The 17225-nt window shown below is 35.2% G+C and carries 13 protein-coding genes; 12 read left to right on the top strand and 1 reads right to left on the bottom strand.

The features are described from left to right. Window positions 1–11 precede the first annotated feature (11 nt). On the top strand, window positions 12–968 hold the full coding sequence (locus PI23P_RS05180) for an L-threonylcarbamoyladenylate synthase (RefSeq protein ID WP_004569701.1): 957 nt from the start codon (window positions 12–14) through the stop codon (window positions 966–968). Between the two features lies 1 nt (window position 969). On the opposite strand, the gene PI23P_RS05175 is transcribed toward PI23P_RS05180, so the two are convergent. Continuing rightward, window positions 970–3609, bottom strand: a complete 2640-nt coding sequence (locus PI23P_RS05175) for a DUF5916 domain-containing protein (protein ID WP_004569700.1) — start codon at window positions 3607–3609, stop codon at window positions 970–972. 276 nt (window positions 3610–3885) lie between these two features. On the opposite strand from PI23P_RS05175, the gene PI23P_RS05170 reads away from it, so the two are divergent. From PI23P_RS05170 to PI23P_RS05120, 11 genes are all read left to right on the top strand, one after another. Continuing rightward, window positions 3886–4299: a hypothetical protein gene (locus tag PI23P_RS05170; protein WP_004569699.1), complete on the top strand. Its 414-nt coding sequence runs from the start codon at window positions 3886–3888 to the stop codon at window positions 4297–4299. A 142-nt stretch (window positions 4300–4441) separates the two neighbouring features. After that, window positions 4442–5524 carry an efflux RND transporter periplasmic adaptor subunit gene (locus PI23P_RS05165; RefSeq protein ID WP_004569698.1) on the top strand — a complete coding sequence of 361 codons (1083 nt, stop codon included), beginning with the start codon at window positions 4442–4444 and terminating at the stop codon, window positions 5522–5524. Window positions 5525–5549: 25 nt separating this feature from the next. Continuing rightward, window positions 5550–8801 (top strand): efflux RND transporter permease subunit, encoded by a 3252-nt coding sequence (locus PI23P_RS05160; protein WP_004569697.1) that lies wholly within the window; start codon window positions 5550–5552, stop codon window positions 8799–8801. Continuing rightward, window positions 8794–10245, top strand: a complete 1452-nt coding sequence (locus PI23P_RS05155) for a TolC family protein (protein WP_004569696.1) — start codon at window positions 8794–8796, stop codon at window positions 10243–10245. Before PI23P_RS05160 ends, PI23P_RS05155 begins: the two co-directional genes overlap by 8 nt. 197 nt (window positions 10246–10442) lie before the next feature. Then, the gene (rplM, locus tag PI23P_RS05150) at window positions 10443–10898 is read left to right on the top strand and encodes a 50S ribosomal protein L13 (RefSeq protein WP_026288399.1); all 456 of its coding nucleotides are present in this window, start codon (window positions 10443–10445) and stop codon (window positions 10896–10898) included. Beyond that, complete coding sequence (gene rpsI / locus PI23P_RS05145; protein WP_004569694.1) at window positions 10898–11284, top strand: 30S ribosomal protein S9; 387 nt, start codon at window positions 10898–10900, stop codon at window positions 11282–11284. Before rplM ends, rpsI begins: the two co-directional genes overlap by 1 nt. 152 nt (window positions 11285–11436) lie before the next feature. Next, entirely contained in the window at window positions 11437–12276 is an 840-nt protein-coding gene (gene rpsB / locus PI23P_RS05140; protein WP_004569693.1) for a 30S ribosomal protein S2, read from the top strand. Window positions 12277–12324: 48 nt separating this feature from the next. Next, window positions 12325–13290: a translation elongation factor Ts gene (gene tsf / locus PI23P_RS05135; RefSeq protein ID WP_004569692.1), complete on the top strand. Its 966-nt coding sequence runs from the start codon at window positions 12325–12327 to the stop codon at window positions 13288–13290. A gap of 125 nt (window positions 13291–13415) precedes the next feature. Further along, a complete protein-coding gene (gene pyrH, locus PI23P_RS05130; RefSeq protein ID WP_004569691.1) occupies window positions 13416–14123 on the top strand; it encodes a UMP kinase in 708 nt (235 codons plus the stop codon). 24 nt (window positions 14124–14147) lie between these two features. Then, on the top strand, window positions 14148–14702 hold the full coding sequence (gene frr / locus PI23P_RS05125) for a ribosome recycling factor (protein ID WP_004569690.1): 555 nt from the start codon (window positions 14148–14150) through the stop codon (window positions 14700–14702). 91 nt (window positions 14703–14793) lie between these two features. Next, window positions 14794–17169 carry an efflux RND transporter permease subunit gene (locus tag PI23P_RS05120; protein WP_004569689.1) on the top strand — a complete coding sequence of 792 codons (2376 nt, stop codon included), beginning with the start codon at window positions 14794–14796 and terminating at the stop codon, window positions 17167–17169. Window positions 17170–17225: the final 56 nt, after the last annotated feature.

Below are 17225 nucleotides of genomic sequence, written 5' to 3'. Positions count from 1 at the left end.
TTGCGATAGTTATGAGTATTATTTCTACAGATATCGAAAAGGCAGTGCAATTATTAACAGACGCGCAATTAGTAGCAATACCTACTGAAACCGTCTATGGCCTCGCGGGAAACATTTACAGCGAAAAAGCGATTCATCGCATTTTCTCAACAAAGAAACGGCCCTTTTTTAATCCTTTAATTGTACACATCCCTTCCATCGCTTCTTTAGAGAGTATTGTTACCCATATTCCTGAAAAAGCAAAATTATTGGCTGCTGCATTTTGGCCGGGTTCTTTGACTTTAGTCTTAAAAAAGAACCGGAGTATACCTGACCTTATTACTGCAGGCAAAGACACGGTCGCGGTGAGAGTGCCAAATCACCCTGTAACTTTAGCTTTGCTTCAACAATTACCTTTTCCACTGGCTGCACCAAGTGCAAATCCTTTTGGAAGCATAAGCCCTACAAAGGCTGCGCACGTAGAAGCCTATTTTAAAAATGATATTCAAATGATTTTAGACGGAGGTTCTTGTGCAAACGGCATTGAATCCACCATCATTGGATTTGAAAATGACACCCCGATTATTTATCGATTGGGTGCGCTGGCATTAGAAGATATTGAGGCAGTTGTTGGTAAAATCACAATCAAAAATAAAGAAGAAGAACATCCAGAAGCTCCAGGAATGTTAGCAAGGCACTACGCTCCTAATACCAATACTTTTTTAGTAAACGATGTAGCCGCTGAAATTCAAAAGTACACCAATAAAAAAATTGGTGTGCTCGTATTTAAAACTTCTTTGAATGCTCCAAATATCTCTGAGATAATTTTATCAAAAACTGGATCTATGCAAGAAGCAGCGGCGAACTTATACGCCGCGATGCATGCCTTAGACGCCCAAGAGCTAGACCTAATTATCGCAGAAAAATTTCCTGAAGTTGGATTGGGGAAATCTATAAATGACCGCTTACAACGCGCAACTTTTAAATAATTTAACGCACAAAACGATAGGTTGCTTTAATTAAAAAAGTATCATTAGCAGGGACGTCAAAAACCTGATTTTGAACGCTACTAGTCAATGAATTGTTAAAATCTTGTGAGCCGCTAGAGCCTCTTGCCCAAACAAAGAATAATTCTGAACCTGGAATGTATTCCCATCTTACCACTAAATTTGTTTGCAACTGCACAAAGGAAAAGTCTGGCTTTTTAAAAGAATAATCTGTTATATTATCTGAATTTTCATCTACTAAAAACGCAGCGGCCCCCTTCGCATTGGCACCAAATGAAATCTGCTCTTGGTTGTATAAACGCACGCGTTGGTTGAAAGAACTTGCCGTCGGATTGTCTACAAAACTAAAGTCAGAATATCTTCCTCTAGAAATGAAAGGCTGTCCATAGAATTGCACAGAAAAATTCGGGTTTAAACTGTAGTTTAAACGCAAAGTTGTAGACCAATTTTGATTGTTTATTTTTCCTAAAATATATCTTTTCTCAGAACCAAAATCCTTTGTAGCAACGTATTGTGTTTTATCTATCGATTTCACTAATTCTGTATTTAAAGACATACTAAAAGCATCAAAAGGCTGATAATTCATTCTAAAAACATATTTGCTTAAATTATTTAAATTCTCTTCTGTTTTACGGTTAACGTATCCCAGCGTAAAGCTCAGCTTCTTGGTACTGTCTGAATTAAGGTAAAGGTATATGAAGTCTTTATCCGCAAAGCGCCAACGTGGACCACCTCTTAAATAGGCATTTTCGTAGGTTAACGGGTTGTGACCAAGTCCCAGATTTGTTGACCAGTTGTTTATCCAATTTACTCTTCCCTCTAACCTGTACTCCATTTTATTCTGATTTCCCTGAAAATCAAAATTTGAAACCTGTTCTAAACTTACTCGAATATCTCTGTACGTGTTTGTGGGCACCTGCCATAAATAATTTATCTCTGCAAACTGAATCACCTCGTCTGTTTGCCTTAAAAAACCAACATCATTTAATTCTAGTTCTGGAGAACGCCAAAAAAGACCTGCATTGTATCGCCAATTCCCTCCACCTTGTTTTCCAATATTAATTTTCCCTCCAGTTCCCGTTAAAGAGGTCCTTCTTGCGTTAACATTTACATGATCTGCATCTGTTCTTTGAAACAATCTGGTAATAGAGCGTTGTGTGTTTTCTATTGCTCTTTCACTTCCCATTACATGGCTCATAATTGTATTTCCTTCTAAATAAAAATCCCTTTTATGCCAAGTATGCCTAAAATCGACTCCACCCGTATATGCTGCTTTGTGTAATTCAGAAAAATTACCGCTTAAATTTCTATTCGTTGCTGTAAAGATTCCACCAATATAAGAATTTCGTTCATTAAAATCTTTTTGCGCTCTAGCCACAAAATAATTTGTTAGCGGCTCTACAATTTCTTCCCTTTTACTACCGTCCGTTTGTTTAATTTCAGCAAACTCATTGGAGGTAACACTTTCTAAGACACCAACAGACCATCCATTTTTGGTTTTTCCTGAAAATTTTGCAGCTCCTAATATTGTTGAATTTTTGGGAACATCTGCAAATTCGCCATCTGTTAAATTTGGATTTCTGTGCGGATTGCGACCGATTCTTCTGCTGTAAAAAAGATTGTCTCTTCCATTTGCAAATTCAAAATCAAAAATATTTTTATTTTCCACAAAAAAAGGTCTTTGCTCTCTAAAGAAAATTTGGAAACCGTCTAGTGCAATGGTTCCTGGATCTGCTTCTACTTGGCCAAAATCTGGGTTAATTGTCAAATCTAACGTCAGATCATTGGTAATTCCTATTTTCGCATCCAATCCAGCATTGACCTTAAAATCATTTCCATCTCTGTACGGATTTTTGCCTTCCTTAGGATATGAATCATATTGTAAAACTACAAAAGGTTGAATTTCCAACTGCTTTTGTGATGTTAAATTCACCAAACCATGCAATTCTCCCGCTTCGCTTATAAACCCTGCCTGGGCGTTTGGTATTCTCTGCCAAAGAGAACGTTCATTTGTTCTAAAAAGATTTCGAATTACATTAAATCCCCAGATTTGTTCTTTTGAATTTCCAAAGCGCAATTGACTAAAAGGTATTTTCATTTCTGCGGTCCAACCTTTCTCATCTACATTTGCGGCGGTATACCATACTGGATTCCAACTTTCATCAAAATTATCTCCATTTCCTGTCGCAATTTCTTCGCCCTTTACTCCTGCTGCTGTTGTTGTAAAAACAAAAGCGGTTCTTTTATCATGGTAACTGTCTATCACTACATTAATCCGATCTCCCGCAAATCCATCTCTTCTGCTCAATCTTTTTTCAATTAATTCCGGATTGTCATCAAAAGCTCTCAACGCAATGTATAAATACTTTTCATCGTACATTACTTTGAATTTTGTTTGAAAAGTGGGTGCAGTTCCTTCATCTGGAGCTTTTTCTACAAAACTTGAAGACCAAGAAACAACATCCCAAGCATCTTCAACAATACTACCGTCTATAATTGGTACTTTTACTAGCTTCTTTGTGGAGTATACTCTTTTAGAAATTTTCTCCGAAGAAAGCTTTTGCGCACAAAGTTTAGTGGTACAAAAACAAAGAGATAGGAGAATTAACGTATAAAATTTCATCGCTTTTGGGGTTGAATTAATCTAGTGAAAATTATTTTGTAGTAGTGGCAACACATAATCACAAAAGTAACTTTCTATTTTCTTAAGGTTTTCATAAGGTTGTGTTAATTTTAAAACGCGAATTTTAACCGAAAAAAAGCTTAAAAAATATCCTAAAACATTATTTAGAAAAAAATAAATAGTATTACCTTTAAACCTCTTTTAAAAGTAATTGCATTTTGTGTTATCTAAAACACTGCAGTTGTCTCATTTAATTGCTCCAATTTTACTGAAGGCATGAATAAAGTTTTAAAATATTTAGTTTTGTCAGGTTTTTTATGTGTGTGGAATATTTCACATATTGACACCTTACAAAAAAGCAAGATTAGCAAACTTTCAGAAACTGGTATTAAAACTACATTAAGTAAACCATATCAAAATTTAAATTCATTTTTTTCTCCTCTTGATAACGCGCACAGAAACGCACTTTCTGTCAGGTTTATTGATCTAAAAGACCTAGAAGAAAATGAAGAAAGAGTATCAAATAAAGATAAAGTTCGTAATTTTTCAGATCATTTATTAGCTGTTTTTTACATCCATATTTCAAATAAAACTTCTCAAAAAAAGTACGTAAATTCTTTTGCGCACTATTCTTATACTCGCCAAAAACCCTTCAGACTACACGCGAAGTATCAGGTTTTTATAATTTGATTTTTTACCAATTAAATAGGCTTTTTACGGCCTAATTTAATTGCATCCACACTTCCATTAGAAAAAAAACAGAACACATATTTATACCTGTTTTCAACACCAATCAATTTATAAAATTAATTTTTTTTAAGATAGTACTACTATGAAAAAAATAAGCATTTTCATTGTCTTGTCTGTATTGTTTATATACACAAGTTGCCAAACAAAGAAAGAAGAAAAAGAAGAAATTGTTGCCTTTGAGGTAACCAACCCAGTAAAAAAAGACACCGCACTTACAAAAGATTACGTAAGTCAAATACACGCTATTAGACACATCGAACTAAGAGCCCTAGAAAAAGGATATTTAGAAAACATATCTGTAGACGAAGGGCAATATGTAAAAAAGGGACAAGCGATGTTTCAAATAATGCCCAACATCTATCAAGCTGAATTACAAAAAGCGAAAGCAGAATCTCGAACTGCTGAAATAGAATTAGCGAATACACAACTTTTAGCAGACGGTAATGTTGTTTCTAAAAACGAATTGGCTTTAGCAAAAGCAAATTTAGACAAAGTAAATGCAGCAGTAACACTTGCACAAACCCATCTTAATTTCACGCAAATTAAAGCTCCTTTTGATGGAATTATGGATCATCTTGAAGTACGGGAGGGAAGTCTTTTAGGTGAAGGTGAACTACTAACTAAATTATCGGACAACAGTAAAATGTGGGTCTATTTTAACGTTCCAGAAGCTGAATATTTAGATTATATCACGAGTGCTAGCAAAGATTCTAAACAAAAAGTAGAACTTTTAATGGCTAACAACCAACGTTTTAATCAAACCGGCATTGTTGAAACTATTGGAGGTGAATTTAACAGTGAAACTGGTAACATTGCTTTTAGAGCTACCTTTCCAAACCCTAATCAAATTTTAAGACACGGAGAAACTGGAAGTATATTAATGACGGTTCCTTTTAAGAATGCAATTTTAATTCCTCAAAAGGCAACTTTTCAAATTTTAGACAAAACCTATGTTTTTGTAATTGATAAAAACAATGTTGCAAAGCAACGTGAAATAAAGGTAGCTGCAGAATTACCGAATCTTTTTATCATCGATAGAGGGCTTTCTGAAAATGATACCATTTTACTTGAAGGTGTTAGAATGGTGAAAAACAACCAAAAAATACGCACCAAGTTCTTAGAACCAACCAAAGTGATGTCTGAATTAGACTTATACGCTGAATAATTTTAGAATTTAATCTACAAAAGACATGTTTAAACAATTTATAAAAAGACCCGTTCTGGCTATTGTCATTTCGGTAATTATCTTATTTATAGGTGGACTTGCCATAAAGCAACTCCCTATATCTCAGTTTCCACAAATAGCACCAACTACTGTAAATATTTTTATAGCATACCCAGGCTCTAGTGCAGAAGTACTCGTTAATTCAACACTCATTCCGCTAGAAACAGCAATTAATGGCGTACAAGATATGCGTTACATCGCTTCAGATGCGACCAGTGCAGGTGAAGCAACTATTCGTGTTATTTTTGAACCAGGCACAGACCCGAATGAAGCTGTAGTTCGAGTTAAAACGCGTGTAGATCAAGTGCTGCCACTGCTGCCAGAATTAGTACAAAGAGAGGGTGTTATTATAACACCGGTTCAACCTAGTATGTTGATGTATGTAAACCTTTCTAGCACTGATAAAAACAATGATGAAAAATTTCTATACAACTATGCATACACTATAGTTATTCCAGAAATACAGCGCATCAAGGGAATCGCAAGTGCTCAAATACTAGGAAGTAGAAAATATGCTATGAGAGTTTGGCTAAAACCAGACAGAATGAGAGCGTATAATATTTCTGCAGAAGAAGTTTTAAAAGCAATGGAAGCACAAAGTATTCTTGCGAGACCCGGACGTCTCGGCCGAAGTTCTGGTATGACTTCTCAATCTTTAGAGTATGTTTTAACCTATGAAAACAGGTATAACGAGCCAGAGCAGTATGAAGAAATCATTATTCGTGCCAATAAAAAAGGGGAAATTATTCAATTAAAAGACATTGCAAACGTACGATTAGGAAGTGAGTTTTTTGATATCTATTCTAATTTAGATGGTAAACCTTCCGCCTCTATCGTTTTAAAACAAACTTTAGGGACCAATGGAAGCGATGTTATCAAAGAAGTAAAAGCAAAATTAGCGGAATTAGAAGTGGATTTACCGCCCGATGTTGACTTTCAAATTAGTTATGATGTATCTAACTTTTTAGACGCTTCTATAGAGCAAGTATTGCACACGCTAAGAGATGCATTTATTCTAGTTGCTATTGTGGTATTCTTGTTTTTAGGAGATTGGCGTTCTACATTAATTCCAATTATAGCGGTACCTGTCTCGTTAATTGGGGCCTTTTTTGTAATGCAATTATTTGGATTGTCTATAAACTTGATAACACTTTTTGCATTGGTCTTAGCCATTGGTATTGTCGTAGATAATGCGATCGTAGTGGTAGAAGCGGTGCATGTCAAAATGGAAGAAGAGAAACTCACGCCTTACAAAGCATCCTACGAAGTTTTAGGTGAAATTGGAGGCGCAATTATTGCGATTACTTTAGTCATGGTTTCTGTATTTATTCCAATTTGTTTTATGACAGGTCCTGTTGGAGTTTTCTACCGCCAGTTTTCAATAACGATGGCAGGCTCTATTGTTATTTCGGCAATTGTTGCTTTAACATTAACCCCTGTTTTGTGCGCAATGTTGCTTAAAAATAATCATGGAAAAGCGAAGAAATCACCGATAGATAAATTTATTTTCTGGTTTAACAAAGGCTTTGAAAGGCTAACAGGAAAATATGTCGTAATTCTTAATAAAATTGTAGCAAGACGTATTGTTACTTTCGGAATACTCGCTGCTTTCTGTATAGGAATTTATTTTACAAATAAAGTATTACCCGCTGGATTCATTCCAAATGAGGATCAAGGAATGATTTATGCTATTATTCAGACACCTCCTGGAGCAACACTTGAACGCACGAATGAAGTTGCAAAAAAACTTCAAAAAATTTGTGAAGAGACTGAAGGAGTAGAATCTGTATCTTCCTTAGCTGGTTATGAAATTATGACAGAAGGTCGTGGTTCGAATGCCGGTACCTGTTTAATTAACTTAAAACCCTGGTCAAAACGAGAGCATTCCGTGCATGAAATTATGGAAGAACTTGAAAAAGAGACAAAAGACTTGGGTGCTATTATAGAATATTTTGAACCACCTGCAGTTCCTGGATTTGGATCTTCTGGAGGATTTGCAATGCGTCTGTTAGACAAGACCAACTCAACAGATTATCATCATTTTGAAAGCATCAATAACGAGTTTATGGATGCTTTGTCTAAACGCAAAGAAATAACAGGGTTGTTCACATTCTATTCGGCAAATTATCCACAATATGAATTAAAAATAAACACTAAAATTGCAATGCAAAAAGGGGTTACTGTAAGCAATGCAATGGAAAACCTAAACATTTTAATCGGTAGTACCTATGAACAAGGATTTATTCGTTTTGGTAGATTCTTTAAAGTGTACACACAAGCTGCACCAGAATACAGACGTTTACCTTCTGATCTTAAAAAGCTTTTCGTGAAAAATGAAGAAGGGGAAATGGTGCCTTACTCTGCTTTTATGACTATTAAAAAGAAATTAGGTCCTAATGAAATTACGCGGTACAACCTTTATAATTCGGCTTCCATAAGAGGTTTGCCTGCTCCTGGATTTACCAGTGGAGATGCCATAAACGCCATTAAAGAGGTTGCTGCTAAAGAATTACCGAAAGGATATGATATTGCTTGGGAGGGTTTGTCTTATGACGAAGCAAGCAGAGGTAATGAATCTACCTATATCTTTATTGTGGTATTAATCTTTGTTTATTTTGTTTTGGCAGCACAATACGAAAGCTTTCTTTTACCCTTTGCCGTTATACTATCACTTCCTGTAGGTGTCTTTGGATCGTTTTTCTTATTAAAAGTTATGGGATTAGCGAACGATGTATATGCACAAATTGGAGTAATTATGCTAGTAGGTCTGCTCGGTAAAAATGCCGTATTAATTGTAGAATTGTCAGTTCAAAAACAAAAGCAAGGTGCTACCGTTTTAGAAGCAGCTATTGAAGGATCAAGAGCAAGATTTAGACCAATATTAATGACCTCTTTTGCTTTTATAGCAGGCTTAATTCCTTTGGTCATGGCAACAGGCGCCGGTGCTATTGGAAACAGAACTATTGGCGGTTCCTCTTTAGGAGGAATGCTTATCGGAACTCTTGGTGGTGTATTAATAATCCCAGGTTTGTATTACATTTTTGCAAAAATGGCAGAAGGAAAGAGTCTTATTAAAGATGAAACTCACGAACCTTTGTCTGAAGAATTCATTCGAAGTATTGAAAACTCGGGAAAACAGTCAGCAGAAAATACAACACAAATTAGCAAATTAAGAGGACTTTTAAAAAAATTAATTAAAAAAAATAAAAATGAATAAGTCTTTAAAAATTTTAAATACGAGAAAATATTCTGTTCTTTTTGTTAGCATTCTGACAATTTTATATTCGTGCGTTCCTGGTAAAGCAATAATTAGAGCTGAAAGTAAAATAGTACCTGAGCAATACAAAGGACAAATAATAGACACGGTAAACGATGTAACGGTTAAATGGAAAGACTTCTTTAAGGATTCTAATTTAGAGGGGTTGATACATACTGCCCTTACAAATAACCAAGAGTTGAACATTATGTTGCAACACATGAACATTGCTCAAAATGAAATTCAGGCTAAAAAAGGAGAATATGTACCTTATGTAAATATTTATCTAGGCGCAGAGGTTGAAAAGGTTGGTGAATATACCAGAAATGGTGCTATAGAAAAAAATCTAAATATTCGCGAAGGCAGAGCATTTCCCGAACCTTTAAAAAACTTTACTGGAGGACTTTCTGCTAGTTGGGAAATTGATATTTGGAAAAAACTTCGAAATGGTAAAAAAGCAGCTGTTCTAGAATATCTCGCGTCTGTTGAGGGAATTCAGTTTATGAAAACACAATTAATTGCAGAGATAGCAAGTGTTTATTATGAACTCATTACTTTAGATAATCAACTAGAGATTATAGACCAGAATTTAAGCATTCAACAAAATGCTTTAAGAATGGTGAAACTTCAAAAAGAGGCAGCAAGAACAACACAACTTGCTGTAAGGCGTTTTGAAGCAGAAGTTCTCAAGAACCAAAGCAATAAGTACCAAGTTCGCCAAAAAATTGTAGAGAATGAAAATAAGATTAACTTTCTTGTAGGAAGGTATCCACAAGCGGTTCTGAGGAATTCTAATGATTTTATCACAAAAGCGATTGACTCGGTAGCTGCTGGAATTCCTCTTCAATTATTAGAAAATCGTCCAGACATTAGAAGAGCAGAGTTAGAATTGTCTGCCTCAAAATTGAATGTAAAAATAGCAAAAGCTAATTTTTACCCAACAATAGATATAAAGGCAAACATGGGTTTAGAAGCGTTTAAAACAACATTTCTAAAAAATACTCCAGAATCCTTGTTATATGCATTAGCTGGTGATGTTGTTTCTCCTCTCATTAACAGAAATGGCATAAAGGCGGCATATAAAAATGCCAATTCAAAACAATTGCAAGCAGTATTTGAGTATGAAAAAACCATACTAACTGCTTATTTGGAAGTTTCGAACCAACTTTCTAATATTAAGAACCTACAGAAAAGCTTTGAATTAAAAGAAAAGCAAGTGCAAGCTCTTAAAGAATCTATCGATCTTTCGATTCAACTTTTCAAATCTGCAAAAGCAGAATATACCGAAGTTTTGTTAACACAAAGAGAGGTTTTAGACGCTAGATTAGAAATTATAGAAACGAAGAGAGACCAGTTACTCGCCAATGTCAAATTGTATCAATCTTTAGGCGGTGGATGGCGTTAAAAAAATAATTTATGTAAAGTAGATTTTATTTTTCTACTCTCTAAGAGAGGCTGCTTTAGAGCAGTCTTTCTTGTTTCACAGTAACTGCTGCAAAATAATCAAAACACAATTTGTCAATCGAATAAATAGCATTACATTTGCACTCCTTTTTTAAGGAAAATAACTATTATTAATTGACAAAAACTAAAAGTGTAATTATGAACACATTAAGTTACAAAACAGTATCAGCAAACAGCGCTACCGTAAACAAGGAGTGGGTTTTAGTTGATGCGGACGGGCAAACGTTGGGTCGTCTTTCTTCTATTATAGCGAAGCTAATTAGAGGTAAGTACAAACCAAACTTTACTCCTCACGTAGATTGTGGAGACAACGTGGTTGTCATCAACGCAGAAAAAATTGTATTATCTGGAAACAAATGGAAAGAGAAATCTTACATCCGTCACACGGGGTATCCAGGTGGACAAAGATCATTAACTGCAACAGAAATGTTTGAGAAGGATCCTACAAGATTGGTCGAAAAAGCAGTAAAAGGAATGTTGCCAAAAAATATTTTGGGAGCAGCTTTATTCAGAAACTTGTATGTATATGCAGGAACAGAGCACAAACAAGCAGGTCAAGAACCTAAAGCTATTAACCTTAACGATCTTATATAATGGAGACAGTTCACAAAATAGGTAGAAGAAAAACAGCAGTTGCTCGTATTTATCTTACAGAAGGTAAAGGTGACATCACTGTAAATAAAAAAGATTACAAAAGCTACTTTACCACCGGTACTTTACAGTATAAAGTGCAACAGCCTTTGATGTTAACAGAAAACTTAGAATCGTATGATATCAAAGTGAATGTGTACGGAGGAGGAATCACTGGTCAAGCAGAGGCAATTCGTTTAGCAATCACAAGAGCACTTGTTCACATTGATGCTGATCACCGAATTATCCTAAAACCAGAAGGATTATTAACACGGGATCCTAGAATGGTTGAACGTAAGAAATTTGGTCAGAAGAAAGCACGTAAAAAATTCCAATTCTCGAAACGTTAATACAGCATGCAGCTTAAATGCTGTGCTCTATTATATCGAGAACTGTTATTATTATAAAAAATTAATAGTAAACAGTTTAGCATCTAAATATACCCGACTCTTAAACGACTACTTGTATATTGATTTCAAAACAGAACGTAAACACATTTAAAATGGCAAAAGTAAACATTCAAGAATTATTGGACAACGGTGTACATTTCGGACACCTTACTAGAAAATGGAACCCAAACATGGCTCCGTACATTTATACAGAAAGAAATGGTGTGCACATCATTGATTTGTATAAAACTGCAGCAAAAATAGAAGAAACTTCAGAAGCTTTAAATAAAATTGCAAATTCTGGACGTAAAATTTTATTTGTTGCAACTAAAAAACAAGCAAAAGACATCGTTGCTGAAAAAGCAAAAGCAATCAACATGCCATACATTACAGAAAGATGGCCTGGTGGAATGCTAACAAACTTTGTTACGATCAGAAAAGCTGTTAAGAAAATGGCTTTAATTGATAGAATGAAGACGGATGGTTCTTTTGATGCATTGTCTAAAAGAGAAAAACTACAAATCAATCGTCAAAGAGAAAAGTTAGAAAAGAATTTAGGTTCTATTTCCGACATGACTCGTTTACCTGGTGCGTTGTTTATTGTTGATATCAAAAAAGAACACATTGCAGTAGCTGAAGCTCAGAAATTAAATATTCCAATTTTTGCCATGGTTGATACCAACTCTGACCCAAGACAAGTGGACTATGTAATTCCTGCAAATGATGATGCTTCTAAATCTATTGACAAAGTATTATCTTTTGTTACAGATGCGATTGCAGAAGGCTTATCAGACAGAAAGGCGGACAAAGAAAAAGTGAAGGACACCAAAGAAGTTGCTGCTCCAGAAACGGAAGAAGTAGCTCCAAAAGCTGAAACTCCAAAAGTAGAAGAAGCTAAAGTTGAAGAAACAAAGGCTGAAGATACGAATGCGTCTGCTGAAGAAAAAAAATAAATTAATAACTCCTAAGAGACTTTGGTTTCTTAACAAAAAATAAGTGACATGGTAAAAGTAAGTGCTGCTGATGTTAAAAATTTAAGAGAAGCAACTGGTGCTGGAATGATGGACTGTAAAAATGCATTGGTAGAAGCGGAAAACAACTTCGACGAAGCCATTAGTATTTTACGTAAAAAAGGTCAGAAAATTGCAGCGAAAAGAGCAGATAGAGAATCTACAGAAGGAGTTGCAGTAACAAGAATCAACGATGCGAAAACTGCAGGTGTAGCAATCGTATTGGCATGTGAAACTGACTTTGTTGGTAAAAATGATTCTTTTGTAGCTTTAGGCGGACAATTTGCAGACATTGCATTACATACAGCTGATAAGGAAGCTTTCTTAGCTGCCGATTTTGACGGTATGACGGTTGCTGAAAAGCTAATAGAACAAACTGGAGTTATTGGAGAAAAGATAGAAATCACTGCTTTTGATAAAATCGAAGCTGCCTATGTTGGTGGTTACACTCACATTGGAAAAATTGCTGCAATTGTTGGTTTATCTGCGGTAGTAGAAAATGCAGAAACACTCGCAAAAGATATTGCTATGCAAATAGCATCCATGGGAGCATCTACCTTATCGTACAAAGATTTTGATCCTGCATTCGTAGCAGCAGAGACAGAAGCTAGAATTGCAGTTATAGAAAAAGATAATATTGAATTGGGAAGATTAGGGAAAACTTTAAAGAACGTTCCAGAATTCATTTCAATGTCACAATTATCTGAAACTATCTTAACAAAAGCGGAAGAAGCTGCCAAAGCTGAATTAAAAGCGGAAGGCAAACCAGAGCAAATTTGGGATCGAATTTTACCCGGTAAAATGGAGCGATTTATTTCTGACAACACGACTTTAGACCTAGAGCAATGTCTTTTAGACCAATCTTTTATTAAAGATGATAAGAAAAATGTTGCCCAGTATGTGCAGACCTACGGAGATGTTGTTGTAACTGGCTTTAAAAGAGTGACTTTAGGATAAGTATTCATCTTAAAAACATATACTAAGACCTCGTTTTCAAACTGTTTGAAAACGAGGTTTTTTTTTGTTCAAAAAAAAGAAACTCAAAAAAAAAACGTAATTTTGCACAACTCTTAAAAAAAACTATGGAATACAAAAGAATTCTTTTAAAATTAAGCGGAGAAGCACTGATGGGCGAAAGGCAGTATGGAATTGACCCAAAGCGTCTCTCTGAATATGCAAAAGAAATTAAAGAAGTAGTGCAAAAAGGGATACAAGTAGCGATTGTAATTGGTGGTGGAAACATCTTTAGAGGTGTCGCTGGTGCTGCAAACGGAATGGATCGAGTACAAGGCGATCACATGGGTATGTTAGCCACTTGTATAAATGGATTAGCGCTGCAAAGTGCCCTAGAAGATCAAGATGTAAATACACGTTTGCAAACAGCCTTAGAAATTAAAGAAGTTGCAGAACCCTATATAAAAAGAAAAGCGATTCGTCATTTAGAAAAAGGACGTGTTGTTATTTTCGGAGCAGGAACTGGAAACCCCTACTTTACAACAGATACTGCGGCCGTTCTAAGAGCAATCGAAATAGATGCGGACGCCATATTAAAAGGAACCCGTGTTGCTGGAATATTTGATGTAGATCCAGAAAAAAATAAAAATGCCGTAAAATACGAAACAATTACTTTTAAAGAAGTCATTGCAAAAGGTCTAAAAGTAATGGATATGACTGCATTTACGCTAAGTGAGGAAAATAAACTACCAATAACGGTATTTGATATGAATACCAACGGAAACTTGCTAAAACTAGTGTCTGGGGAGAAAATTGGAACTATTGTAACAAATTAATAAAATCTTTAAACGACTAAGGAGATGAGTGAAGAAGTTGAATTTATAATAGACACTACGAAAGAAGCAATGGGCGATGCAATTGCTCATTTAGAAAAAGAATTAAGAGCAATACGCGCAGGTAAAGCCACTCCCGCAATGCTGGCAAATGTCATGGTCGATTATTACGGATCTCAGACACCTTTAAGTCAGGTTGCAAATGTAAACACACCCGATCCCAGAACCATCGCAATACAACCCTGGGAAAAAAGTATGTTACAGCCAATTGAAAAGGCTATTATGGCCGCAAATCTTGGATTCAACCCTATGAATAATGGTGATATTATTATGATCAATGTGCCACCACTAACAGAAGAAAGAAGAATTGGCTTAGCCAAACAAGCAAAAGCTGAAGCTGAACACGCTAAAGTGGGTATACGAAATGCTCGTAAAGATGCAAACAATGACATTAAAAAGACTGACATTTCTGATGACCTCAAAAAAGATTCGGAGCTAGATATTCAAAATTTGACAGATTCTTTCGTAAAAGTTATAGAAGAAAAGCTTGCGGTGAAAGAAAGAGAAATTATGACCGTCTAATACCTGTTGAAATAAAAAAGATCTTTTTTAAGATTTCATTTTCACACTTTACAAGTCTCTAAATAATTCATTTATATCTAAAAACAAATACATGAACTTTTGGCCAAAAGCCGCAGGGCTTATATTAAGAAACCGCTATGTGGTTTTATTAATTATTGCATTGATTACAGCTTTCTTAGCGTCCCAAACAAAGTATATGAAATTTTCATATACCGAAGCAAATCTATTGCCAGAAGATCATCAAGCAAATCTAGAGTACAACAAGTTTTTAGAAATTTTCGGAGAAGAGGGGAATTTAGTTATTCTAGGAGTAAAAGACACTACCGTGTTCACTCCTGAAAAATTTAACGCTTGGAATGCCTTAGTTGCAAAGTTTGATCAAAAAGAAGCCGTAGACTTTACCATTTCCATTGCGGATGTTCAGAAATTAAAAGCGGACAGAGAACAAAAGAAATTTGTAGTTGCACCTTTATTTGAAAAAAAACCAACAACGAAGAAACAGGTAGAAGCCATTAAAAAAGACCTCTTTGAAAATCTCCCTTTTTATGACAATCTGTTATATAACAAAGAAACAGGAACATTACAAACTGCAATTTATATAAAAAAGGAACTCATCAACACTCCGAAACGTAGAGACTTTATATTTGATGACTTAATTCCTGAAATAGAAAAATTTGAAAAAGAAAATAATCTAGATGTTCGCGTATCAGGGATGCCCTACATTCGTACGCTAAACGCGCAAAATATTCAAGACGAAATTCTACTTTTTGTACTTGGTGCTCTCGGTATTACCGCCTTAATATTCTTTTTCTTCTTTCGCTCGTTCAGAGCAACTTTCATCACGCTACTCGTAGTAATTATTGGCGTAATTTGGGCTTTTGGTTTCATTGGATTATTCCGCTACGAAATTACCGTACTTTCTGCGCTGATTCCGCCATTAATCATTGTAATAGGAGTCCCAAACGCAGTCTTTCTCATCAACAAATACCAACAAGAAATAAAAAAGCATGGCCAACAGGCCAAAGCACTTCAGCGGGTCATCTCTAAAATTGGAAATGCCACTTTGATGACCAATATTACAACCGCCTCTGGTTTTGCGACTTTTGTATTTGTAAAAAGTGATTTATTGCGCGAATTTGGAATATTAGCTTCGGTTAACATCATTAGTATTTTCATATTAGCGCTATTAATCATTCCGATTATTTACAGCTTTATGCCCATTCCTAAGAAAAAGCACTTGAGCCATTTAGAAACAAAATGGATTGAAAATGTGGTCAATTGGATGGAGAAAATGGTAAAAAACCAAAGAATAACTATTTATTTTGCAACGGTATTAGTTATTGTTTTAAGCATCATTGGTGTGTACAAAATAACTGTTTCGGGCAGCTTAATAGAGGACATGCCTAAAAACACAGACTTTTACAAAGACATAAAATTCTTTGAAAAAGAGTTTGGTGGTATCATGCCCTTAGAAATTTTAATAGACACCAGGAAAGAAAACGGCGTCATGAAACTTTCCATTTTAAAAAAGATGGAAAAGCTAAATGACATCATCGAAACATTTCCAGAGTTATCAAAACCAATTTCTGTGGTGAACCTTGTAAAGTTTTCCAAACAAGCATATTACAACGGAAACCCCAAGTACTATCAATTACCTACAAATCAAGAACAAAGTTATATTTTTTCGTACGCTAAAAATTCGAACAGTGATACAGGAATGCTAAAAACATTTGTAGATACAACAGGCCGCTATGCACGAATTACAACGTTCATGAAGGACATCGGTACCGATAAAATGGATGTTATTCAAGAAAGAATAAAAACAGTCATTGCCAAAGAGTTTCCTGCAGATAAATACACCGTTTCGCTCACGGGAAAAGCCTTAGTCTTTATAAAAGGAACTAATTATCTAATTAAGAACTTGGTTATTTCTTTGTCGCTTGCAATTTTACTGATCGCCGTCTTTATGGCGTGGATGTTTCGCTCTCCGCAAATGATTCTCATTTCTTTAGTTCCTAACATGCTGCCACTTTTAATTACTGCAGGATTGATGGGCTTTTTAAATATTCCTATAAAACCATCAACCATTTTGGTGTTCAGTATTGCCTTCGGAATATCCGTTGACGATACCATCCATTTTTTAGCAAAATACAGACAAGAACTGATTGCAAATAAATGGAAAGTGAAACCTTCAGTGTATGCTGCGTTAAGAGAAACAGGTGTTAGTATGTTTTATACTTCTATTGTGCTGTTCTTTGGGTTTTTAGTCTTTACACTTTCAAGTTTTGGTGGAACGATCGCACTAGGAGGCCTTGTGTCAGTCACCCTGCTATTAGCAATGGTATCCAACTTATTATTGTTACCTTCCCTGCTCTTAACCTTTGAAAAGAAAATTGCGAATAAAAAAGTATTTAAAGAACCTAAAATGAGGATTTTTCCTCCGGCTGAAGACCCACAGGACAATTAAGAAAAGTTTACAAAACCTCTATTCATTGCTTATTTTACAATGATAAAGATCCTTTA

Origin of the sequence: Polaribacter irgensii 23-P (assembly GCF_000153225.1) — a bacterium.
Classification (GTDB): Bacteria; Bacteroidota; Bacteroidia; order Flavobacteriales; family Flavobacteriaceae; genus Polaribacter; species Polaribacter irgensii.
This window is presented reverse-complemented; position numbering and strand designations above follow the sequence as displayed.